This is a genomic window from Micromonospora deserti, assembly GCF_003236335.1.
Classification (GTDB): domain Bacteria; phylum Actinomycetota; class Actinomycetes; order Mycobacteriales; family Micromonosporaceae; genus Micromonospora; species Micromonospora deserti.
In genome coordinates, this window is the sequence record NZ_POUB01000091.1 from 1 (window position 1) to 20,722 (window position 20,722).

General features: G+C 69.7%; 17 protein-coding genes, 3 tRNA genes and 1 pseudogene. 20 read left to right on the top strand and 1 reads right to left on the bottom strand.

Annotated features, from left to right (window positions below):
- The 3 genes and pseudogenes from C1I99_RS15105 to C1I99_RS15115 all read left to right on the top strand — a co-directional run.
- Nucleotides 1-117 (top strand): annotated as a pseudogene (locus tag C1I99_RS15105) (IS5/IS1182 family transposase); the annotation flags it as partial.
- 735 nt (nucleotides 118-852) lie between these two features.
- Nucleotides 853-1,200: a PadR family transcriptional regulator gene (locus C1I99_RS15110; RefSeq protein WP_111134860.1), complete on the top strand. Its 348-nt coding sequence runs from the start codon at nucleotides 853-855 to the stop codon at nucleotides 1,198-1,200.
- Complete coding sequence (locus C1I99_RS15115) at nucleotides 1,197-2,189, top strand: hypothetical protein (protein WP_111134861.1); 993 nt, start codon at nucleotides 1,197-1,199, stop codon at nucleotides 2,187-2,189. Before C1I99_RS15110 ends, C1I99_RS15115 begins: the two co-directional genes overlap by 4 nt.
- A gap of 101 nt (nucleotides 2,190-2,290) precedes the next feature.
- Here the strand turns inward: C1I99_RS15115 and C1I99_RS15120 are convergent, their stop codons facing one another.
- A complete protein-coding gene (locus tag C1I99_RS15120; protein ID WP_111134862.1) occupies nucleotides 2,291-2,479 on the bottom strand; it encodes a hypothetical protein in 189 nt (62 codons plus the stop codon).
- 705 nt (nucleotides 2,480-3,184) lie between these two features.
- Between C1I99_RS15120 and C1I99_RS32765 the strand changes: the two genes are divergently transcribed.
- The 17 genes from C1I99_RS32765 to C1I99_RS15200 all read left to right on the top strand — a co-directional run bounded on the left by C1I99_RS32765 (nucleotide 3,185) and on the right by C1I99_RS15200 (nucleotide 20,341).
- Complete coding sequence (locus C1I99_RS32765; protein WP_158554066.1) at nucleotides 3,185-3,328, top strand: hypothetical protein; 144 nt, start codon at nucleotides 3,185-3,187, stop codon at nucleotides 3,326-3,328.
- Nucleotides 3,329-3,373: 45 nt separating this feature from the next.
- Entirely contained in the window at nucleotides 3,374-5,902 is a 2,529-nt protein-coding gene (locus C1I99_RS15125) for a putative bifunctional diguanylate cyclase/phosphodiesterase (protein WP_111134863.1), read from the top strand.
- Nucleotides 5,903-5,993: 91 nt separating this feature from the next.
- A tRNA-Thr gene (locus C1I99_RS15130) sits at nucleotides 5,994-6,066 on the top strand.
- Nucleotides 6,067-6,091: 25 nt separating this feature from the next.
- A tRNA-Met gene (locus C1I99_RS15135) sits at nucleotides 6,092-6,164 on the top strand.
- Between the two features lie 132 nt (nucleotides 6,165-6,296).
- Nucleotides 6,297-6,464, top strand: a complete 168-nt coding sequence (gene rpmG / locus C1I99_RS15140) for a 50S ribosomal protein L33 (protein ID WP_046567246.1) — start codon at nucleotides 6,297-6,299, stop codon at nucleotides 6,462-6,464.
- A 128-nt stretch (nucleotides 6,465-6,592) separates the two neighbouring features.
- Nucleotides 6,593-7,039 (top strand): MaoC family dehydratase N-terminal domain-containing protein, encoded by a 447-nt coding sequence (locus tag C1I99_RS15145; protein WP_111134864.1) that lies wholly within the window; start codon nucleotides 6,593-6,595, stop codon nucleotides 7,037-7,039.
- A gap of 1 nt (nucleotide 7,040) precedes the next feature.
- Nucleotides 7,041-7,433 carry a MaoC family dehydratase gene (locus tag C1I99_RS15150; protein ID WP_111134865.1) on the top strand — a complete coding sequence of 131 codons (393 nt, stop codon included), beginning with the start codon at nucleotides 7,041-7,043 and terminating at the stop codon, nucleotides 7,431-7,433.
- Nucleotides 7,434-7,560: 127 nt separating this feature from the next.
- Nucleotides 7,561-7,633, top strand: a tRNA-Trp gene (locus C1I99_RS15155).
- A gap of 209 nt (nucleotides 7,634-7,842) precedes the next feature.
- A complete protein-coding gene (gene secE / locus C1I99_RS15160) occupies nucleotides 7,843-8,235 on the top strand; it encodes a preprotein translocase subunit SecE (RefSeq protein WP_111134866.1) in 393 nt (130 codons plus the stop codon).
- Between the two features lie 38 nt (nucleotides 8,236-8,273).
- Nucleotides 8,274-8,996 (top strand): transcription termination/antitermination protein NusG, encoded by a 723-nt coding sequence (nusG, locus tag C1I99_RS15165; RefSeq protein WP_111134867.1) that lies wholly within the window; start codon nucleotides 8,274-8,276, stop codon nucleotides 8,994-8,996.
- A 191-nt stretch (nucleotides 8,997-9,187) separates the two neighbouring features.
- A complete protein-coding gene (rplK, locus tag C1I99_RS15170; RefSeq protein WP_111134868.1) occupies nucleotides 9,188-9,619 on the top strand; it encodes a 50S ribosomal protein L11 in 432 nt (143 codons plus the stop codon).
- A 79-nt stretch (nucleotides 9,620-9,698) separates the two neighbouring features.
- The gene (rplA, locus tag C1I99_RS15175; RefSeq protein WP_111134869.1) at nucleotides 9,699-10,415 is read left to right on the top strand and encodes a 50S ribosomal protein L1; all 717 of its coding nucleotides are present in this window, start codon (nucleotides 9,699-9,701) and stop codon (nucleotides 10,413-10,415) included.
- 440 nt (nucleotides 10,416-10,855) lie between these two features.
- Nucleotides 10,856-11,401 carry a 50S ribosomal protein L10 gene (gene rplJ, locus C1I99_RS15180; RefSeq protein ID WP_111134870.1) on the top strand — a complete coding sequence of 182 codons (546 nt, stop codon included), beginning with the start codon at nucleotides 10,856-10,858 and terminating at the stop codon, nucleotides 11,399-11,401.
- A gap of 55 nt (nucleotides 11,402-11,456) precedes the next feature.
- Entirely contained in the window at nucleotides 11,457-11,846 is a 390-nt protein-coding gene (gene rplL / locus C1I99_RS15185; protein WP_111134871.1) for a 50S ribosomal protein L7/L12, read from the top strand.
- Nucleotides 11,847-12,420: 574 nt separating this feature from the next.
- Nucleotides 12,421-15,852: a DNA-directed RNA polymerase subunit beta gene (gene rpoB / locus C1I99_RS15190; RefSeq protein WP_111134872.1), complete on the top strand. Its 3,432-nt coding sequence runs from the start codon at nucleotides 12,421-12,423 to the stop codon at nucleotides 15,850-15,852.
- 119 nt (nucleotides 15,853-15,971) lie between these two features.
- The gene (locus C1I99_RS15195; protein WP_111134873.1) at nucleotides 15,972-19,859 is read left to right on the top strand and encodes a DNA-directed RNA polymerase subunit beta'; all 3,888 of its coding nucleotides are present in this window, start codon (nucleotides 15,972-15,974) and stop codon (nucleotides 19,857-19,859) included.
- A gap of 113 nt (nucleotides 19,860-19,972) precedes the next feature.
- Entirely contained in the window at nucleotides 19,973-20,341 is a 369-nt protein-coding gene (locus C1I99_RS15200) for a hypothetical protein (RefSeq protein WP_111134874.1), read from the top strand.
- Nucleotides 20,342-20,722 lie beyond the last annotated feature (381 nt).

Consider the following 20,722-nt stretch of genomic DNA (forward strand, 5'->3'; position numbering starts at 1 on the left):
ACGCTCAAAACCTGGAAGATCCTGACCAAGCTGCGCTGCTGCCCACGCCGAGCCACCCCGATCGTCCAAGCCATCCTCGTCCTGCACCACGTCGAAACCAACCGCTACCCAGGATGAAAATGGCTCAATGACTTAGCCGTCTCGAAGGATCACGCGATGGCCGTCTCCTATCTACGCAACACGCCCATCACGGGCAAGTCGTACACCACGTCCGTGGACGCAACCCTTCGTGGATCAGGGATTCAAGGGCGGCGGTCCGGCGGCAGTCGGTGGCTCTCCGCCCCGGCGCCGAAGGCAGCCGGGGCGGCTTGCCGCCGGCCGGCTCACCGCCAGCGCCCCGCGTGCGCGGCGCCTTGGTGGATGGGCAGCATGGCCAGAACCAGCACCAAGAATCGGGAGAAGTCGCGCGAGCCTATCTAGATTTGCAGGTGGCAAGACCTGGACCGTCAAGAGGATCGGGCCGGGTAATCCCATCTGGTAGCTGGGCTTGCCGCCGGCCGGCCGGCGGACCGCGCCCGCGCCGCGCAGCGCGCGGCGTCTTGATCCAGAACAGAAGAAATCGGCAACAGGGTGGGGGCGAGACATAGGCGAAGGACTTCCTGGGATCGCCCGGATCAGCGAGATCACCGGGACCGGCACGCTCGGCCCGATCCTTTAGGCCGCGAACAACCTGACCAAGCATCTACACGACCATGCCCGCCGTGACCCGTGTTCGGCAGCCAAGCGAGGTGCGATGGCCCGCCGAGGCAACATCCGGCTCCGGTAGCCGCCTTGGGCCCTACCTGCCGCACGCTCAGCGCGTCCTCCAGCCCCATCACACGTATATGCTGCTGGCCGGTATATACTCCGGCCATGCCCAATACCCCGATGCAGGAATCGACCTACCTCATACTGGTCGCCCTGGTGGAGGCTCCCCGGCACGGGTACGCGATCCTGGAGGAGGTCCGGCGGATCTCCGCCGGCCGCGTCGCACTACGCGCCGGAACCCTGTACGCCGCACTGGACCGGCTCCGGACCGAAGGTCTCGTCGAGATGGAGCGCGAGGAGCTTGTGCAGTCCAGGCTGCGCCGCTACTACCGGCTCACGGCGTCGGGCGCACGACGCCTCGCGGAGGAGACCGCCCGGCTGAGGAGCAACGCCGACGCCGCGAGCGTGCGGCTGCGCCGCGCTGGACTGCTGACCGAGGGCGGTGCGGCATGACGCTGGAACGTGCCTACCGGTGGCTGCTGGCCTGCTACCCGCGGGAACACCGCCGGCAGTACGAGGACGAGATGATCGGTGTACTGCTCGACGACGCCGGGCCGGACCAACGCCGCCCCCGGGCACGCGACGTGCTCGACCTGCTCAGCGGGGCGCTGCGAACCCACGTCCGGCACACCACGACCAGACTGTCCGACCCGACCTGGCGGGACGCCGTGGCGGCCCTGAGCCTGCTCGCCCCGCTGGCCCTGTTCGCGTACGCGGCACGCCTGCCCGTGCTGCACCTCGCCCTGCTGGCCGCCGGCCATCCGGAAGGACTCGGCGATTCCCTTCCGTTGGCGGCAAAGCTCATGGCCGCCGCCTGGCTCGCCGTGGCGGTGCTAGCCGCGGCCGGGTGGCGCCGGACAGCCGCCACGCTCGCCTCGGCAGCCGCCGCCTACGACGTGGCACGCGCCGCCGGCGAGTACGCCGAACATCTCTCGGTGTTCAACCTCTGGCCCACAGTGCTCGCCGCGATGGCCGCCGCAGCACTCGCCGTTCCCACCTCCCGCTCCGCCGCGGCCGTCATCACGCGCTGGCGGCTCGGCATGCTCGCCGGCGCCGCACTTCTCGCCGCGACCGCCCCGGCGATCGCGGCGGTCGTCCTACCCGGACTGTGGACCGAGCACGTGCGGACCACCTGGATATTCACCACTGGCGTCGGTCGCCTTGAGGCGGTGCTGCTCGGTGTCGGCTACGCGCTCTTCGCCCTCACTGTCCTGTCCACCACGGCGGCGCTGCGGCGACGGCTCCTCGCCCTGCTCGTCCCGGTCGGCGCGATACTGCTGCTGACCCGGGTTGGCATCGGCAACTGGCCATTCCCAGAACGCGCACCCCACGGCGGGATCCCCGACGCACTCAACCTCACTCAGTGGCTGGCGCTGGTACTCGTGCCCGTGCTGACGTTCGCGGTCGCCGTCGCGACCCTGCACCGCCGGGAACAGCCGTGACGCCTGCCCGCCCTCGACCACCCCACCCACCGGCAACCGCCCGTCCCTGACGCCTGACGAACGAACGTTAACGGCAGGCGTGCCGTCGTGGAGAACTCGGGTCAGCCGGCCCCGAAGCAGACGAACGCCGCCGCGGTTGCCCGGGCCGGGCCGGTGCCGGCCGCGCCGAACGCCCGCTGCGCGTCGGCGGTGGCCGCGGGCCCGGTGAGCAGCCGCGCCTCCGGCATGACCTGCGCGAGCCGGCGTACCTCGGCGTGCGCGGCCGGCCGGCGCGGGCCGGCGGCCAGCACCGGCGGCCCGGCCGGCGGCCCGCGCCGGTCCCGCGGCGAGCCAGATCGTGGCCGAGGGGGCGACGGTTACGGCGCGGCCGGCGCACGTCGGCAGCGCCGACCAGGGCACCGCGTGCGGCGCCCCGACCGGGACGATCACCAGGGCCCGGTCGGCCAGCCGCCGCCGGAGCGGGTCGAACAGCTGACGGTCCAGGGCGGCCGCGGCGTGCGCGGCCCCCATCCGTGCGGCAGCCGTGTCGCCGGTGGTGGCCGAGTCCGCGAGGTGGTGGCGTCCGTGCCGGCGGAACGGGGTCCGCCGACGGCCGGAGTCGATCACGCCGACCACCACGGTCGACGGTCCGGTTACGCCGGGACGTTGACGTCGGGCGTGAGGAAGGTATGGTGGTCGATGTCCGGGTCGGTGCGATCGGGGCGATTCCCCCTACCCCCCGTGGTTACGGACGGTGGTTGACCGCGAGAGTCGAGGTTGGGTATCCGCAGCCAGTCGGCCGAAATGCGTTGAAGGTCGTTTTCGGCACTGTACGAAGTGGCCGGTCGCCCGCACGCGCCTGATCTGGCCCGCAAGACGAGATGCCTGGTCCGAACGGCGGAACCTCGTCGACGGTCGGGGCGGCGGTACGCCCATGGCTTTTCTGGGTACCGCGACATGTGGCACGATCGTGGAACCTCCACCATCCCTGTGACACTTCCCCGACAGGAGCAAAGATGTCTGGTCGAAGGCTGGGCCGGCTGTTTGGCTCGCTACTCGCGCTCGCCGCTCTCGCAGGCGGTGTCTTCGTCGGTGACTTCTGGGAGTTCGGCGGTCTCCAAACCATGGATGTCATCTGGAACATGCCGGCACCTCGCTGACCAGCTCGATGATGTGAGCCGACGGGGCCGGTGAGGGGACACGACATGACGGGTCGTGGCCGTACTGGCCCCCGTCCAACTGAGTACGCCTGGTTGATCACCGGGCTGTTGGCGCTGCTGGCCGTGGTCTGTATGACGGCTGTCGGCCTGATCGCCTCGTCGCCGTTCGGCCAGTGGTCACTCGCGCTGCCGCTCCTGGTGGCCATGGTGGGTGCGGGCCTTCCGGTGCTGAACTTCACCGTCCGCCGACAGTCGCTGGGCGTGACGCTCAACGAAATCCCACTCGTCCTGGCGTTCTATCTCGTTGAGCCCCTCACGGTCGTCGTGATCTACACCCTCGCGGCGGCCATCACTCATCTCAGGCATCGGTTCGGCGCGACGAAGTTCTGGTTCAACGTGGCCCGGGCCGCCGCGGGTTCGTCGCTGGCCGTCCTCGTCCTGGAAGCGCTGCCGTCCGTCGAGGGTGTCGGCCCGGCCACATGGCTGAAGCTGTTCATCGCGGCCAGCATGGTGAACATCGTGAGCATCCTGTCGGTCGCAGGCGTGCACACGCTGTTGCAGGGATGGCAGGCGGGACGGGCCGCACTCCGGCAGTCGCCGCCCGCGCTGCTGGCGGCGGCGATCAACATCGCCAGCGGCATGGTAGTCCTCATTCTGATCGCCACCACCTGGTGGTCGCTGTTGCTATTGGGCGCTCTCGTCGTCGCACTGGCCCTCGTCTACCGCGCCTACGCGCAGTTCTTCCGGCAGCACCGCACCCTCACCGACATGTACGACCTGAGCCGGGCGGTGGCCGAGCGCGGGCAGGACGGCACGCTGGCCGACACTCTCCTCGGCCGGGTACGGGCACTGATGCAGGCGGAGTACGCCACGCTCTGGCTGCCGGCGCAGGGGCGGCACCCCGAGGTGCTGCTCACCGCCCGAAACGACGACCCGGGGCTGCTCGATTTCGCTAAGACGCCGGCGGCACTGCGGGAGCGGGCTCGGAAGGAGGGCCGGATCGTCGCCATCGGCCGGGGCATGGCCACCGACGCCGACCTGCGCGCTGCCCTGGCGGCGCACCGGGTCAAGGACGTGATCGTGCTGCCGCTGCGCTCCGGTCAGGCGGTGATTGGGACGCTTGAGGTGGCCAACCGGCTCGGTGACAGCAACAACTTCATACGCAACGACATACCGCTGTTTGAGACGGTGGCGGCGCACGCCGCGGTCGCGCTGGAGAATTCCCGGCTGGTCGACCGGCTCCGCCACGACGCGTACCACGACACGCTGACCAAGCTGCCCAACCGGCGCCGGATCATGGGCGCGCTGGACGAGTCGGTCAAGATCCGGGCGCCGGGCGAGGTGGTGGCGCTGCTGCTCTTCGACGTCGACGGGCTGCGCCAGGTCAACGAGTCCCTCGGCCACGCCGCCGGCGACAAGGTCCTCGTCGAGGTCGCCGACCGGCTCCGCTCCTGCGCGCCGTCCTCGGCCCTGGTCGGTCGCGCCGGCGGCGACGAGTTCCTGGTCACCCTGCGGCTGGAGAGCGCCGAGGCGGCGGTGGAGCTGGCCGTACAGCTGCGCGAGCAGATCCGCGACGAGATGGTCTTCGACGCGCTCACCCTGGACGTCGACACCGCGGTCGGGGTCGCCGTCCACCCGGATCACGGCAGCGACGCCGCCTCCCTGCTGCAACGGGTGGACCTGGCGGCGACGGCGGCCAAGTCGGTGCCGGGCAGCGTCCAGCTGTTCAACCCGGCGCTGGAGTCCCGGTCGCTGCGCCGGCTGGGGCTCGCCGGCGACCTGCGGCGCGCGCTGGACGACGGCGATCTGGAGGTCTACTTCCAGCCCAAGGTGACGCTGCGCGACCGCCGGCTGGTGGGTGTGGAGTGCCTGGCCCGGTGGGAGCACCCGGCCCACGGGTCGGTCGCCCCGGAGGACTTCGTCGCGGTGGCCGAGCACACCGGCCAGCTCGACCGGCTCACCGAGTTCATGCTCCGGGAGGGGCTGCGGCGCAGCCGGGACTGGACGCACGCGGGCCAGCCGCTCGCCGTCGCGGTCAATCTCTCCGCCCGTACGCTCACCGACCGGCACTTCCCCGCCCGGGTGCAGGAGCTGCTCGACGAGTACGGCGTGCCGCCCCAGCGGCTCACTCTGGAGATCAAGGAGTCGGGGGTGCTGGACGGCACGGACCGCCCGATCCCGACCCTGCGGCGGCTGCGCGACCTCGGCGTACGGCTCTCGGTGGACGACTTCGGCACGGGTGACTCGTCCCTGGCCCACCTGCGCCGGCTGCCGGTGCACGAGGTGAAGGTCGACCGCTCCTTCGTGCAGGGCATGGCGACGGATCCGGGTGACCTGGCGATCGTCAACGCGGTGGTCACCCTCTCCCAACAGTTCGGCCTCGCGGTGGTGGCCGAGGGGGTGGAGAGCGAGCTGACCCTGGAGCTGCTCCAGGACATCGGGTGCGAGATCGGGCAGGGCTTCCTGTTCAGCCGGCCGCTGCCGTACGAGCGGCTGGAGGCCTGGTTCGGCGCCCAGGTTGACCCGGAGACGATCTCCGTCGGGGAGCTGCCGCGGCTCCGTGTGGTGCCCTAGCTGCGGGAAAAACACCGAGGGGGATCCGATTTCACCTCCGGCGCGGGGCCGTGTACGCTTACCTCTGCGCGGCCACCGAGTGATCGCGCAGGCCCCCTTAGCTCAGTCGGCAGAGCGTCTCCATGGTAAGGAGAAGGTCTACGGTTCGATTCCGTAAGGGGGCTCAGAGGGTCCGGCTGGGCCCGTCACGGCGGTGTAGCTCAGATGGCAGAGCAAGCGGCTCATAATCGCTGTGTCGCCGGTTCAAGTCCGGCCACCGCTACTCTCGTCCTCCGGGCTCACTCCCGGTGGTCGGTGGGATGGGCGCCACAGGCGCCCACTTTGCATGTCCGCGCAGCCAGCGCGTAGGCTGATGCGCCGTAGTTGTTACCCGTAGCGAGGAAGGCACTCCGCCGTGGCGAAGGCGACCGATGTCCGGCCGAAGATCACTTTGGCGTGTGTGGAGTGCAAGGAGCGCAACTACATCACGCGCAAGAACCGCCGTAACGACCCGGACCGCATCGAGCTGAAGAAGTTCTGCCCGCGGGACGGCAAGCACACGCTGCACCGCGAGACCCGCTGACCTGCGGCCGGCTCCGCCGGCCGGGTCCCGGAACACCCACGATCGCCGATCTGTACGGCAGCGGCGCGGCTCTGAGCCGCCGCCGACCGCACAGATCGGCGATCGTGTTGTGCGTGTAGGTTCGCGGCATGTCCCTGGACCCGTCCTTCGTCGGCCGGACGTACCCGCCGACCGCCCCCTACCAGGTGGGCCGAGAGAAGATCCGTGAGTTCGCGACGGCGATCGGCGCCACCGACCCGGCCCACCACGACCCCGAGGCGGCCCGCGCGCTCGGCCACCGCGACCTGATCGCCCCGCCGACCTTCCCCGTGGTGGTCACCATGGCTGCCAGCCGGCAGATCATCGAGGACCCGGCCCTCGGCGTCGACTACAGTCGCGTCGTCCACGGCGACCAGCGCTTCGCCTACACCCGGCCGGTGCTGGCCGGGGACGAGCTGGTCTGCGTCAACACCATCGAGGACGTCAGCAGCCGGGGCGGGCACGGTTTCCTGACCACCCGCACCGAGGTCACCACGTCCGCCGGGGAGCCGGTGGTCACCGCCTGGTCCAAGATCGTCGTACGTGGGGAGGGCTGAGATGGAGCTGCCAGCCAAGACGTTCCGGGTGACCCGCGCGGACCTGGTCCGCTACGCCGGCGCCTCGGGCGACTTCAACCCGATCCACTGGAGCGACCGGATCGCCACCAAGGTCGGTCTGCCGGGGGTGATCGCCCACGGCATGTTCACCATGGCGCTGGTCGGCCGGGCGGTGGCGGAGTGGGCGGGCGCGCCCGACGCGGTACTCGACTACGGTGTCCGGTTCACCCGGCCGGTGGTCGTGCCGGACGACGACGAGGGCACCGAGATCGAGGTCACCGCGGTGGTCCGTGAGGTCACCGAGGACGGCCTGACCAGGCTCGACGTCACCGCCACCTGCCTGGGGGAGAAGGTGCTCTCGCAGGCCCGGGCGACCGTCCGGACGGCCCGCTGACCGGGTTTCCGACGCGCGGCGGGCAGACCGGTTGGGAAAGTCGTGCCGCTACCCGTACACTGGTCCGCCGTGGGGCAAACGACCCCTGTCCGGCCGTGCGTGGCGGGTGGGGCGAGCGTTGCCGCACAGGGGTGTAGCTCAATTGGCAGAGCAGCGGTCTCCAAAACCGCAGGCTGCAGGTTCAAGTCCTGTCACCCCTGCGCCTCAGGCCTGACCGTTCCCGTGGGTCGCGTCGCCATCCGGCGGCGTCCGGCCCGTGGTGGTGGTATCGGCAGGGTGGCTCCGAGGCATCGGGCCCTCCGGTCGATCCGCCGGCCGCGGCCCGTCGCGGGACGGTTGGTCCGGCCGGCGTGACCAAGCGCCGCGCACGCCGTTGGCGTGCGACCCGACATCCCGCACGGAGGGCGAAGTGGCCGACAACAAGCGCCGCGGCGAGGACGCCGGCGACGACCGTCTGCACGACGAGGTCGTCGACGACGTGGCCGACGACGACGCCACCGACGCCGAGGAGCCGGTCTCCCGGGGCGGCACGGCGACCCGCTCGCGGGCCAAGGCGGAGTCGGCCGACAGCCGGCCGAAGACCCGGACGGAGACCGGTCGGGTGGGTCCATTCGGCCGCATCGCCCGATTCATCCGCGAGGTCGTGGCCGAGCTGCGTAAGGTCATCTGGCCGACCCGCAAGGAGCTGCTGACCTACACCGCCGTGGTGGTCGCCTTCGTCGCGGTGATGCTGACGATCGTGGCCGGCCTGGACTTCGCCTTCGCGAAGGGCGTGCTGTGGGTCTTCGGCAACCCCAGCTGACCGGCTGACTGTGCCGATAGTGACGGAAGTGAGCGAGCGTGCCTGAGTACGACGAGACCGCCGGACCCGTGGACGAGCAGTCCACGGTGGCGACGGCGGCTGGTGACGAGTCGGTCGAGGCCGCCAGCGAGCCGGAGTTCCCCACCAGCGAGCCCGCCCCGGACGAGGAGTTCGACCCGGTCGCGGAGCTGCGCCAGAAGCTGCGCTACGCACCGGGCGACTGGTACGTGGTGCACTCGTACGCCGGCTACGAGAACAAGGTCAAGACCAACCTCGAGACCCGGATCACCAGCCTCGACATGGAGGACTACATCTACCAGGTCGAGGTGCCGACCCGGGAAGAGGTCGAGGTCAAGAACGGCAAGCGGTCGCAGGTCCAGGCCAAGGTCTTCCCGGGCTACATCCTGGTCCGGATGGAGCTGACCGCCGAGTCCTACTCGTGCGTGCGGAACACGCCGGGTGTGACGGGCTTCGTGGGTGCTACCGACCGGGCCGACCGCCCAGCGCCGCTCTCCCTCGACGAGGTGCTGAAGTGGTTGGCGCCGGCCGTCGAGACCGAGCGGAAGAAGGCCAAGCCAGAGGTCAAGGTCCTCGACTTCGAGGTGGGCGACTCGGTCACCGTGACCGATGGTGCCTTCGCCTCCCTGCCGGCGACGATCAGCGAGATCAACGCCGATCAGCAGAAGCTCAAGGTGCTGGTGTCGATCTTCGGCCGCGAGACGCCGGTGGAGCTGAACTTCAACCAGGTCACCAAGATCTGATCGACCGGTCGCCGGCGGTGGGCCTCGCCCACCGCCGGCGTCTCCGTTTCGTCCTCCCGCCCGCCCTCGGTCAGGAGGCCGGTCCGGCCTGCGCTACCCTAGAACGTCGCCGCTGTCGCACCGCGCTGACCGTGCGCGCCCGGACGGCGACGGTGAGCACCTTTCCCCAGTTCCAAGTCCCAGGAAGAGACATGCCTCCGAAGAAGAAGCTCGTCAAGACGTTCACGCTTCAGTTGCCGGCGGGCCAGGCCACCCCGGCGCCGCCGGTCGGCCCCGCGCTCGGACAGCACGGCGTGAACATCATGGAGTTCTGCAAGTCCTACAACGCGCAGACCGAGTCGCAGCGGGGCGACATCGTCCCCGCCGAGATCAGCGTGTACGAGGACCGCACCTTCACCTTCGTGCTGAAGACCCCGCCCGCCGCCCGGCTGCTGATCAAGGCCGCCGGCGTGCAGAAGGGCTCGGGCGTCCCGCACAAGGAGAAGGTCGGCTCGGTCACCCGCGCCCAGCTGCGGGAGATCGCCGAGAAGAAGATGGCGGACCTCAACGCCAACGACCTCGACCAGGCTGAGAAGATCATCGCCGGCACCGCCCGGTCGATGGGCCTCAACGTCGCCGACTGACACGGTCAGCGCCGGATCCCGTTCGTGGGAGGGCACGCGATCGTCGCGGCCCGCCAGAGACCACAGGAGTAACCAGAACATGCAGCGCAGCAAGAGCTACCGCAAGGCCGCCGACGTCATCGACCGGTCGAAGCTCTACGCCCCCGCCGAGGCCGTGAAGCTGGCCAAGGAGACCACCTCCGTCAAGTTCGACGCCACGGTCGAGGTCGCGATGCGCCTCGGCGTCGACCCCCGCAAGGCGGACCAGATGGTCCGCGGCACGGTCAACCTGCCGCACGGCACCGGCAAGACCGCCCGCGTGATCGTCTTCGCTGCCGGCGCGAAGGCCGAGGAGGCCGCCGCCGCCGGTGCGGACGAGGTGGGCACCGACGAGCTGGTCGCCCGGATCCAGGGCGGCTGGCTCGACTTCGACGCGGCCATCGCCACGCCGGACCAGATGGCCAAGATCGGCCGGATCGCGCGGATCCTGGGCCCGCGCGGTCTCATGCCGAACCCGAAGACCGGCACGGTGACCATGGACGTCACCAAGGCCGTCTCGGACATCAAGGGCGGGAAGATCACCTTCCGGGTGGACAAGCACTCCAACCTGCACCTGATCATCGGTAAGGCGTCGTTCTCGGAGAGCCAGCTGGTCGACAACTACGCGGCGGTCCTCGACGAGGTGCTGCGGGCCAAGCCGTCGGCGGCAAAGGGCAAGTACCTCAAGAAGGTTACCCTCACCACCACCATGGGCCCGGGCGTCCCGGTCGACCCGAACGCGGTGAAGAACCTGCAGGAGGGCTCGGCCGAGAGCTGAGCATCCCCCGCACCCGTGTCCGGGGCGTCGCCACGTCGTGGCGGCGCCCCGCGCGCTTTCGCTGTCCCAGGGCACGCCGGTGGACGGTGGCCGACGGCACGGTCACCGAGGGCCGGGCGCGGAGGAGTGACCCGGGCCACCCGGGGGGCGGTTTGGCGGTCACCGGGCGTGTCGCGTAACCTTGGCCGCGAAGTTCCACCCAGAGACCGCTGGTCACCGTGCCCCGGCACGGTCGAAGGTCCCGCGATGACGGGCGACCCGCGCAGGGCGGCAAGCGAAACATCGGCTGTGAGCACGGTCCGCCGACCGTGACCGCGTGTGCCGGCCCTCGCCCCGTGCGCCCTGCGCCGGGGCTTTTCTCGTTATCGCGTTGCCTCCGTCCCGTCGAAAGCTCCGGCCGACGACGGTGACCAGCCTCCGAGCAACGAGAGAGGAGGGACATGGCGGACAAGCCGATCCGGGCCGACAAGGCCACGGCCGTCGCTGAGCTGACCGAGAGCTTCCGCAACGCGGGCGCTGCGGTGCTGACCGAGTACCGCGGTCTGACGGTTTCCCAGCTCACCCAGCTGCGACGCTCGCTCGGCAAGGAGGTCACCTACACGGTCGCGAAGAACACGCTGGCGAAGCGTGCCGCGACCGACGCGGGTATCTCCGGCCTCGATGAGCTGTTCACCGGTCCTACCGCGCTGACTTTCGTTTCGGGCGACGTCGTCGAGGCGGCGAAGGGGCTTCGCGATTTCGCGAAGGCCAACCCGAAGCTCGTCATCAAGGGCGGCGTCTTCGAGGGCCAGGCCATTTCCGCGGCCGAGGTCACGAAGCTCGCCGACCTGGAGTCCCGTGAGGTGCTGCTGGCCAAGCTGGCCGGCGCGATGAAGGGCAACCTGAGCAAGGCCGCGGCCCTGTTCCAGGCCCCGCTGTCGAAGACCGCCCGCCTGGCGGCCGCCCTGCAGGACAAGCGCGAGAAGGAGGGCGCCGAGGCGGCCTGAGGCCTCCCGGCGCACCCACGTACCTAGCCAACAGATTTAGGAAAGGACGCCAGACATGGCGAAGCTCAGCACCGAAGAGCTGCTCGACGCGTTCAAGGAGATGACGCTGATCGAGCTCTCGGAGTTCGTGAAGCAGTTCGAGGACACCTTCGAGGTCACCGCCGCCGCACCGGTCGCGGTCGCCGCGGGTGCCCCGGCCGCCGGCGGCGCCGCCGCGCCGGCCGAGGAGGAGAAGGACGAGTTCGACGTCATCCTCGACGCCGACGGTGGCAAGAAGATCCAGGTCATCAAGGTCGTGCGCGAGCTGACCGGCCTGGGCCTCAAGGAGGCCAAGGACCTGGTCGAGGCCGCCCCGAAGCCGGTCCTGGAGAAGGTCAACAAGGAGACCGCCGACAAGGCCAAGGCCAAGCTCGAGGGCGAGGGCGCCAAGGTCACCCTCAAGTGACCTGAGGTACGACCCGGCGCGCGTCCGGCTCACGTGAGCCGGGGCACACCGCGCCCGCGGCGGGCGGTGATCCGACAACGGATCGCCGCCCGCCGTGTTGGTGTACCCGGCGGCAGCGCACGTGAGCAGGGCGTCGACGCCCGGTGCCGGATCTTGCCGGCGGTGTCTTCCGGTCGCCCGTCGGTGGGAAAGACACGGCGACCCGGAGACCGGCCCTTGACGCGGCCCGGCCCGCCAGGCACGCTGACACCAGCAAGACCTTCCGCGCTTGCAACGGCCACCACTCGGGTAATAGCTGCGGCGGCACCATCGGCCACGGCACCTGAGCGGCCCGGCGGGAACGACGCGTTCCGAGCGGCCCGGCGAGACCCGTTCGAGGGGTCCCGAGGCACGTTCCGCGACGACCTGCGGGGTGGGCTGGACAGCGGTTAGCCTCTCGGCTACACTGCTAGTTTGCGCTGCCTTCCGACTTGACCCCTGCTCGGAAATGTCCGTTTGTGGATATTTCTGGTGGGGTCATTGGAGTGCACGCGTACCAGCCGTTCTGCAGCACCGGTCCTCGGAAGGACGCATCTTGGCAGCTTCCCGCCCTGCGAAGACCAGTCGTACGTCGAGCGCTTTCGCTCCCCGCCGAGTCTCTTTCGGCAGGATCACCGAACACCTCGAGGTCCCCAACCTCCTCGCCATCCAGAACGAGTCCTTCGACTGGCTGGTCGGCAACGAGGCTTGGCAGGGCCGGTCGGCGGACGACCCGCACGCACGCTCGGGTCTCGCGGAGATCCTCGACGAGATCAGTCCCATTGAGGACTTCTCCGGCACCATGTCGCTCTCCTTCTCGGCTCCGCGCTTCGACGAGGTCAAGGCCTCGATCGAGGAGTGCAAGGAGAAGGACCTCACCTACTGTGCGCCGCTGTTCGTGACCGCGGAGTTCACCAACAACACCACCGGCGAGATCAAGAGCCAGACGGTGTTCATGGGTGACTTCCCGATGATGACGCCGAAGGGCACCTTCATCATCAACGGCACCGAGCGCGTCGTGGTCAGCCAGCTCGTCCGGTCCCCGGGCGTCTACTTCGACAAGCAGCCGGACAAGACCTCCGACCGCGACCTCTCCAGCGTCAAGGTCATCCCGAGCCGGGGTGCCTGGCTGGAGTTCGACATCGACAAGCGTGACACGGTCGGCGTCCGCATCGACCGCAAGCGCCGGCAGGCCGTCACCGTGCTGCTCAAGGCCATCGGATGGTCGGCCGAGCAGATCCGCGAGCGGTTCGGCTGGTCCGAGCTGATGATGACCACGCTCGAGAAGGACCACATCGCCGGCCAGGACGAGGCGCTACTCGACATCTACCGCAAGCTGCGCCCTGGCGAGCCGCCGACCCGTGAGAACGCCCAGACCCTGCTCGACAACCTCTTCTTCAACCCGAAGCGGTACGACGTCGCCAAGGTCGGTCGTTACAAGTTCAACAAGAAGCTCAACCTGGGCGTGCCGATCACCACCGGCACGCTGACCGAGGACGACATCGTCGCCACCGTCGAGTACCTCTGCCGGCTGCACGCCGGTGAGGACGGTTACGAGGCCGACGACATCGACCACTTCGGCAACCGGCGCCTGCGTACCGTGGGCGAGCTGATCCAGAACCAGGTCCGGGTCGGCCTGTCCCGGATGGAGCGGGTCGTCCGCGAGCGGATGACCACCCAGGACGTCGAGGCGATCACGCCGCAGACCCTGATCAACATCCGCCCGGTGGTGGCGGCGATCAAGGAGTTCTTCGGTACGTCGCAGCTGTCCCAGTTCATGGACCAGACCAACCCGCTGGCGGGCCTGACCCACCGGCGCCGGCTGAGCGCGCTCGGCCCGGGTGGTCTGTCCCGGGAGCGGGCCGGCTTCGAGGTCCGCGACGTGCACCCGTCCCACTACGGCCGGATGTGCCCGATCGAGACGCCGGAAGGCCCGAACATCGGTCTGATCGGCGCGCTGTCCACCTTCGCCCGGGTCAACCCGTTCGGCTTCATCGAGACGCCGTACCGGAAGGTCGTCGACGGTCGGGTCACCGACCAGATCGACTACCTGACCGCGGACGAGGAGGACCGGTTCGTCAAGGCCCAGGCCAACGCGCCGCTGAAGGCCGACGGCTCGTTCGTCGAGGACCGCGTCCTGGTCCGTCGGAAGGGCGGCGAGACCGAGGACGTCCCGCCGGCGGCCGTGGACTACATGGACGTGTCGCCGCGGCAGATGACCTCGGTGGCGACCGCGATGATCCCGTTCCTGGAGCACGACGACGCCAACCGGGCGCTGATGGGCGCGAACATGCAGCGCCAGGCGGTGCCGCTGGTCAAGGCCGAGGCCCCGCTCGTCGGCACCGGCATGGAGTACCGCGCCGCGGTCGACGCCGGTGACGTGGTGGTCGCCGAGGTCGGTGGTGTCATCGAGGACCTCTGCGCCGACTACATCACCGTCCACCAGGACGACGGCCACCGCCGGACGTACCTGCTGCACAAGTTCCGCCGCTCCAACGCCGGCTCCTGCGTCAACCAGAAGCCGGTGGTCTTCGAGGGCGACCGCGTCGAGGCCGGCCAGGTCATCGCCGACGGTCCGTGCACCGACGACGGCGAGATGGCGCTCGGGCGCAACCTGCTCGTGGCGTTCATGACCTGGGAGGGGCACAACTACGAGGACGCGATCATCCTGTCGCAGCGCCTCGTGCAGCAGGACGTGCTCACCTCGATCCACATCGAGGAGCACGAGGTCGACGCGCGGGACACCAAGCTCGGCCCGGAGGAAATCACCCGCGACATCCCGAACGTCAGCGAGGAGATGCTCGCCGACCTCGACGAGCGCGGCATCATCCGGATCGGCGCCGAGGTCGTCCCCGGCGACATTCTGGTCGGCAAGGTCACGCCCAAGGGTGAGACCGAGCTGACCCCGGAGGAGCGGCTGCTCCGCGCGATCTTCGGCGAGAAGGCGCGCGAGGTCCGGGACACCTCGCTGAAGGTGCCGCACGGCGAGACCGGCACGGTCATCGGCGTGCGTACCTTCTCCCGGGAGGACGGCGACGAGCTGCCGCCGGGCGTCAACGAGTTGGTCCGGGTCTACGTCGCCCAGAAGCGGAAGATCCAGGACGGCGACAAGCTCGCCGGCCGGCACGGCAACAAGGGCGTCATCTCCAAGATCCTGCCGATCGAGGACATGCCGTTCCTGGAGGACGGCACTCCGGTCGACATCGTGCTCAACCCGCTGGGTGTGCCGAGCCGGATGAACATCGGCCAGGTGTTGGAGACGCACCTCGGCTGGGTGGCCAAGACCGGCTGGAAGGTCGAGGGCGACGACGTCGAGTGGAAGCGCCAGCTCCGCTCGATCGAGGCGGACGAGTCCGAGCCGGACACCAACGTGGCCACCCCGGTCTTCGACGGTGCCCGCGAGGAGGAGATCTCCGGTCTGCTCGCGTCGACCCTGCCCAACCGGGACGGCAAGCAGCTGATCGGCTCCAGCGGCAAGGCGCGGCTGTTCGACGGTCGCTCCGGCGAGCCGCTGCCGGACCCGATCGCGGTCGGCTACATCTACATCCTGAAGCTCAACCACCTGGTCGACGACAAGATCCATGCCCGGTCGACCGGCCCGTACTCGATGATCACGCAGCAGCCGCTGGGTGGTAAGGCGCAGTTCGGTGGCCAGCGCTTCGGTGAGATGGAGTGCTGGGCGATGCAGGCGTACGGCGCCGCGTACGCCCTGCAGGAGCTGCTGACGATCAAGTCCGACGACGTTCTCGGCCGGGTGAAGGTCTACGAGGCCATCGTCAAGGGCGAGAACATCCCGGAGCCGGGCATCCCGGAGTCGTTCAAGGTGCTGCTCAAGGAGCTGCAGTCGCTGTGCCTCAACGTCGAGGTGCTCTCCAGCGACGGTGTGGCCCTGGAGATGCGCGAGACCGACGACGAGGTGTTCCGGGCCGCGGAGGAGCTGGGCATCGACCTGTCCCGGCGCGAGCCGAGCTCGGTCGAAGAGGTCTGAGGTGGTGGTTCGGGGCAGGGTGACCCGCTCCGGGCGGTCAGGCTTGACCCCTGCGCGGGTCACCCTGCCCCGAACCCCGCTGGTTAGCTAGCAGTACAGACGACGACATAGGGGACATAGTGCTCGACGTCAACTTCTTCGACGAGCTGCGCATCGGCCTCGCCACCGCCGACGACATCCGTCAGTGGTCACACGGCGAGGTCAAGAAGCCTGAGACCATCAACTACCGCACCCTCAAGCCGGAAAAGGACGGGCTCTTCTGCGAGAAGATCTTCGGTCCGCAGCGGGACTGGGAGTGCTACTGCGGTAAGTACAAGCGGGTCCGGTTCAAGGGCATCATCTGTGAGCGCTGCGGCGTCGAGGTGACCCGCTCGAAGGTCCGTCGTGAGCGGATGGGGCACATCGAGCTCGCCGCTCCCGTGACCCACATCTGGTACTTCAAGGGCGTGCCGAGCCGGCTGGGCTACCTGCTGGACCTTGCCCCCAAGGACCTCGAGAAGATCATCTACTTCGCCTCGTACGTCGTGACCAGCGTGGACGCCGAGGCGCGTCACCGTGACCTCTCGACCATCGAGAACGAGATCCTGGCCGAGAAGCGGCAGGCCGAGAACAGCCGTGACTCGGAGATCGAGAAGCGGGCCGCCAAGCTCGAGGCCGACCTGGCCGAGCTGGAGGCCGAGGGTGCCAAGGCGGACGTCCGGCGCAAGGTCAAGGAGGGCGGAGAGCGCGAGATGCGCCAGATCCGCGACCGGGCCCAGCGCGAAATCGACCGCCTGGACGAGGTGCTGGACACCTTCCGCAAGCTGGAGCCGAAGCAGCTGGTCACCGACGAGCTGCTCTACCGGGAGCTGCGCGACCGGTTCGGCGAGTACTTCACCGGCGGCATGGGCGCCGAGGCGATCAAGGCGCTGGTCCAGAACATGGACCTCGACGCCGAGGCGGAGAGCCTGCGGGAGACCATCCGCTCCGGCAAGGGCCAGCGGAAGATCCGGGCGCTCAAGCGGCTCAAGGTCGTGGCGGCGTTCCTGAACACCCGCAACTCGCCGCTCGGCATGGTGCTGGACTGCGTCCCGGTCATCCCGCCGGACCTGCGCCCGATGGTGCAGCTCGACGGTGGCCGCTTCGCGACCTCCGACCTGAACGACCTGTACCGCCGGGTGATCAACCGGAACAACCGCCTCAAGCGGCTGATCGACCTCGGCGCGCCCGAGATCATCGTCAACAACGAGAAGCGGATGCTCCAGGAGGCCGTCGACGCGCTGTTCGACAACGGCCGCCGCGGCCGGCCGGTGACCGGCCCGGGCAACCGCCCGCTCAAGTCGCTGTCCGACATGCTCAAGGGCAAGCAGGGCCGGTTCCGCCAGAACCTGCTGGGCAAGCGCGTCGACTACTCCGGCCGTTCGGTCATCGTGGTCGGCCCGAAGCTCAAGCTGCACCAGTGCGGCCTGCCCAAGCAGATGGCGCTGGAGCTGTTCAAGCCGTTCGTGATGAAGCGGCTGGTGGACCTCAACCACGCGCAGAACATCAAGTCCGCCAAGCGGATGGTCGAGCGGCAGCGGCCGGTCGTGTGGGACGTGCTGGAAGAGGTCATCGGCGAGCACCCGGTGCTGCTGAACCGGGCGCCGACCCTGCACCGGCTGGGTATCCAGGCCTTCGAGCCGCAGCTGGTCGAGGGCAAGGCCATCCAGATTCACCCGCTGGTCTGCACCGCGTTCAACGCCGACTTCGACGGTGACCAGATGGCGGTGCACGTGCCGCTGTCCGCCGAGGCCCAGGCCGAGGCGCGGATCCTGATGCTGTCGTCGAACAACATCCTCAAGCCGGCCGACGGCAAGCCGGTCACCATGCCCACCCAGGACATGGTCATCGGCCTCTACCACCTCACCCACCTCACCCCCGGTGAGAAGGGCGAGGGCCGGGCGTTCAGCTCGGACGCCGAGGCGCGGATGGCGTACGACAACGGCGAGCTGCACCTGCAGGCCCCGGTGAAGATCCGGCTGCGCGGCGTCGTCGGGGTCGACAACGGTGCCGGCGCCGAGCCGTGGACCGCCCCGGAGGGCTGGGTCGAGGGCGAGCCGCTGACCGTGGAGACCACCCTCGGTCGGGTGCTGTTCAACGAGACCCTGCCGCAGGGCTACCGGTTCGTGAACTACGAGATCCGCAAGGGTCAGCTCTCCGCGATCGTCAACGACCTCGCCGAGCGCTTCCCCAAGGTGGCGCTGGCCGCCACCCTGGACGGGCTCAAGGAGGCCGGTTTCCACTGGGCCACCTGGTCCGGCGTGACGATCGGCATGGAGGACGTCATCGCGCCGCCGCGCAAGGCGGAGATCCTGGCGCGGTACGAGAAGGAAGCCGACCAGATCGACAAGCAGTACCAGCGGGGTCTGATGACCCCGGAGGAGCGGCGCGGCGAGCTCATCCAGATCTGGACCAGGGCGACCAATGAGGTCGCCAAGGAGATGGACACCGCGCTGCCGCAGGAGAACCCGCTGTGGAAGATGATCAACTCGGGTGCTCGCGGTAACCTGCTCCAACTCCGGCAGATCGCGGCGATCCGTGGTCTGGTGGCCAACCCGAAGGGTGAGATCATCCCGCGGCCGATCAAGGCCAGCTACCGGGAGGGTCTGTCCGTGCTGGAGTACTTCATCTCCACGCACGGTGCCCGGAAGGGTCTCGCGGACACCGCCCTGCGTACCGCCGACTCGGGTTACCTGACCCGGCGCCTGGTGGACGTCTCGCAGGACGTGATCATCCGCGAGGAGGACTGCGGCACCGACCGGGCGATCCCGATGCAGGTCGCCGAGCGGTTGGACGGCAAGCTGGTGGTGCACGAGCACGCCGAGACCAGCGTGCATGCCCGTACCCTCGCCGACGACATCAAGGGGCCGGACGGCACCGTGGTCGCCGAGCGGGGCGCGGACATCAACTCGATCCTGGTCGAGAGGATCGTCGCCGCCGGGGTGGAGACGGTCCGGGTGCGCAGCGTGCTCACCTGCGAGTCGAAGCTGGGCGTCTGCGGTGCGTGCTACGGCCGCTCGCTGCCGACCGGCAAGACCGTGGACGTCGGCGAGGCGGTCGGCATCATCGCCGCCCAGTCGATCGGTGAGCCGGGTACCCAGCTGACGATGCGTACCTTCCACACCGGTGGTGTCGCGGGTGAGGACATCACCCAGGGTCTGCCCCGGGTCCAGGAGATCTTCGAGGCGCGCGTGCCCAAGGGCAAGGCGCCGATCGCGGAGACTCCGGGCCGGATCCGGATCGAGGACGGCGAGCGGTCTCGCAAGATCATCATCGTCCCCGACGACGGCAGCGACGAGATCGTGCACGACAAGATCTCCAAGCGGGTGCGCCTGCGCGCCCACGACGGAGCCCACGTCGACGTCGGCGAGAAGCTGACCGAGGGCACCATCGACCCGCACGAGCTGCTGCGCATCCTCGGCCCGCGGGCGGTCCAGGTCCACCTGACCCAGGAGGTCCAGGAGGTCTACCGCTCGCAGGGTGTGCTCATCCACGACAAGCACATCGAGATCATCATCCGCCAGATGCTCAAGCGGGTGACGGTCATCGACTCCGGCTCGACCGAATTCCTGCCGGGCGTGCTGGTCGACCGGGCGCTGTTCGAGTCGGAGAACCGCCGGCTCGTCTCCGAGGGTGGCGAGCCCGCGGCGGGTCGTCCGGTGCTGATGGGTATCACCAAGGCGTCGCTGGCCACGGACTCCTGGCTGTCGGCGGCCTCCTTCCAGGAGACCACCCGGGTGCTGACGGACGCGGCGATCCACGCCCGCAGCGACTCGCTGATCGGCCTCAAGGAGAACGTGATCATCGGTAAGCTCATCCCGGCCGGTACCGGCATCAGCAAGTACCGCAATGTCCGGGTCGAGCCGACCGAGGAGGCGAAGGCCAAGGTCTACTCGATGACCGGGTACCCGGAGACCGACTACGGCTTCGGGCCGGCCAGCGGCCAGGCGGTCCCGCTGGACGACTTCGACTTCGGGTCGTACCGCTAGATCGCGCACTGAACGACGCGGCCCCCGGCACCCGCCGGGGGCCGCGCCGTGTCCGGAGCCCGGGAGCCGCCTGCCGACACCACCGCGCGCCGGGCCGGGGCATGATGGTGGGCATGATGACCGCACCCGGGCAGGCGCCCACGGTCCCGCCGGGGCCGCGTCATCCGCTCGACCCGGACCCGGCCCGGGCCAGCAAGGCGAGGGCGGTCTTCGCGCTCGGTCTGCTCGCCGCGCTGACCGGCCTGTTCGTTGGCGGGGTGGTGCCGGCCACGGTGGCGCTCCAACTGGCCCGCCAGGCCCGCCGGGAGGCGTACGCCTCGGGGGGTTTCCTCACCGGCGCGGCCTGGCTGCGCCGGGGGGAGCGGCTGGCCTGGACGGGCCTGGCGCTGGTCGCGGTCACCGTGGTGGCCGCGGTGGTGGTCGGGGTGGTCCGGCTCGCCGAGGCGCCCTACGGGCAGGACTTCGCGCCCAACGTGGACTGACCGCCACGGGGGAACCGACCGCGCCGGGGGCGGGGACGTCGCCCGGCGGCGGTAGCCTGGCCGGTGTCCGTCGCGCGGCGGTGGACGCCGACTGCCGACAGGAGGATCCCGTGACGGAACCGGCGCGCTCCCCGGGGACCGATCCCGCGGCGCCCCACGTCGGCGGCCCGGACGCCGCCGCCCCCGGCGCCGACGGGCCACGGCCCGAGCGGGCGCCGGACGCCGCGCCCGGGACCTCTCCCGAGGGGTCCGCCGCGCCGCCGACATCGCCGTCGACGGCGCCCGGCCCGTGGGCCCCGCCGTCGGCCGGGCCCGGGGATCCGCCGCCCGCCTCGCCCTCGCCCTCCGGCTGGGGTACGCCGTCCTCCGGCTGGGGTACGC

Bases quoted from the DNA above. Each gene is read 5' to 3' on its own strand.
- C1I99_RS15110 (WP_111134860.1), top strand. From the start codon at position 853: ATGCCCAATACCCCGATGCAGGAATCGACCTACCTCATACTGGTCGCC.
- C1I99_RS15115 (WP_111134861.1), top strand. From the start codon at position 1,197: ATGACGCTGGAACGTGCCTACCGGTGGCTGCTGGCCTGCTACCCGCGG.
- C1I99_RS32765 (WP_158554066.1), top strand. From the start codon at position 3,185: ATGTCTGGTCGAAGGCTGGGCCGGCTGTTTGGCTCGCTACTCGCGCTC.
- C1I99_RS15125 (WP_111134863.1), top strand. From the start codon at position 3,374: ATGACGGGTCGTGGCCGTACTGGCCCCCGTCCAACTGAGTACGCCTGG.
- C1I99_RS15145 (WP_111134864.1), top strand. From the start codon at position 6,593: ATGTCCCTGGACCCGTCCTTCGTCGGCCGGACGTACCCGCCGACCGCC.
- C1I99_RS15150 (WP_111134865.1), top strand. From the start codon at position 7,041: ATGGAGCTGCCAGCCAAGACGTTCCGGGTGACCCGCGCGGACCTGGTC.
- rplK (WP_111134868.1), top strand. From the start codon at position 9,188: ATGCCTCCGAAGAAGAAGCTCGTCAAGACGTTCACGCTTCAGTTGCCG.
- rplA (WP_111134869.1), top strand. From the start codon at position 9,699: ATGCAGCGCAGCAAGAGCTACCGCAAGGCCGCCGACGTCATCGACCGG.
- rplJ (WP_111134870.1), top strand. From the start codon at position 10,856: ATGGCGGACAAGCCGATCCGGGCCGACAAGGCCACGGCCGTCGCTGAG.
- rplL (WP_111134871.1), top strand. From the start codon at position 11,457: ATGGCGAAGCTCAGCACCGAAGAGCTGCTCGACGCGTTCAAGGAGATG.
- C1I99_RS15200 (WP_111134874.1), top strand. From the start codon at position 19,973: ATGATGACCGCACCCGGGCAGGCGCCCACGGTCCCGCCGGGGCCGCGT.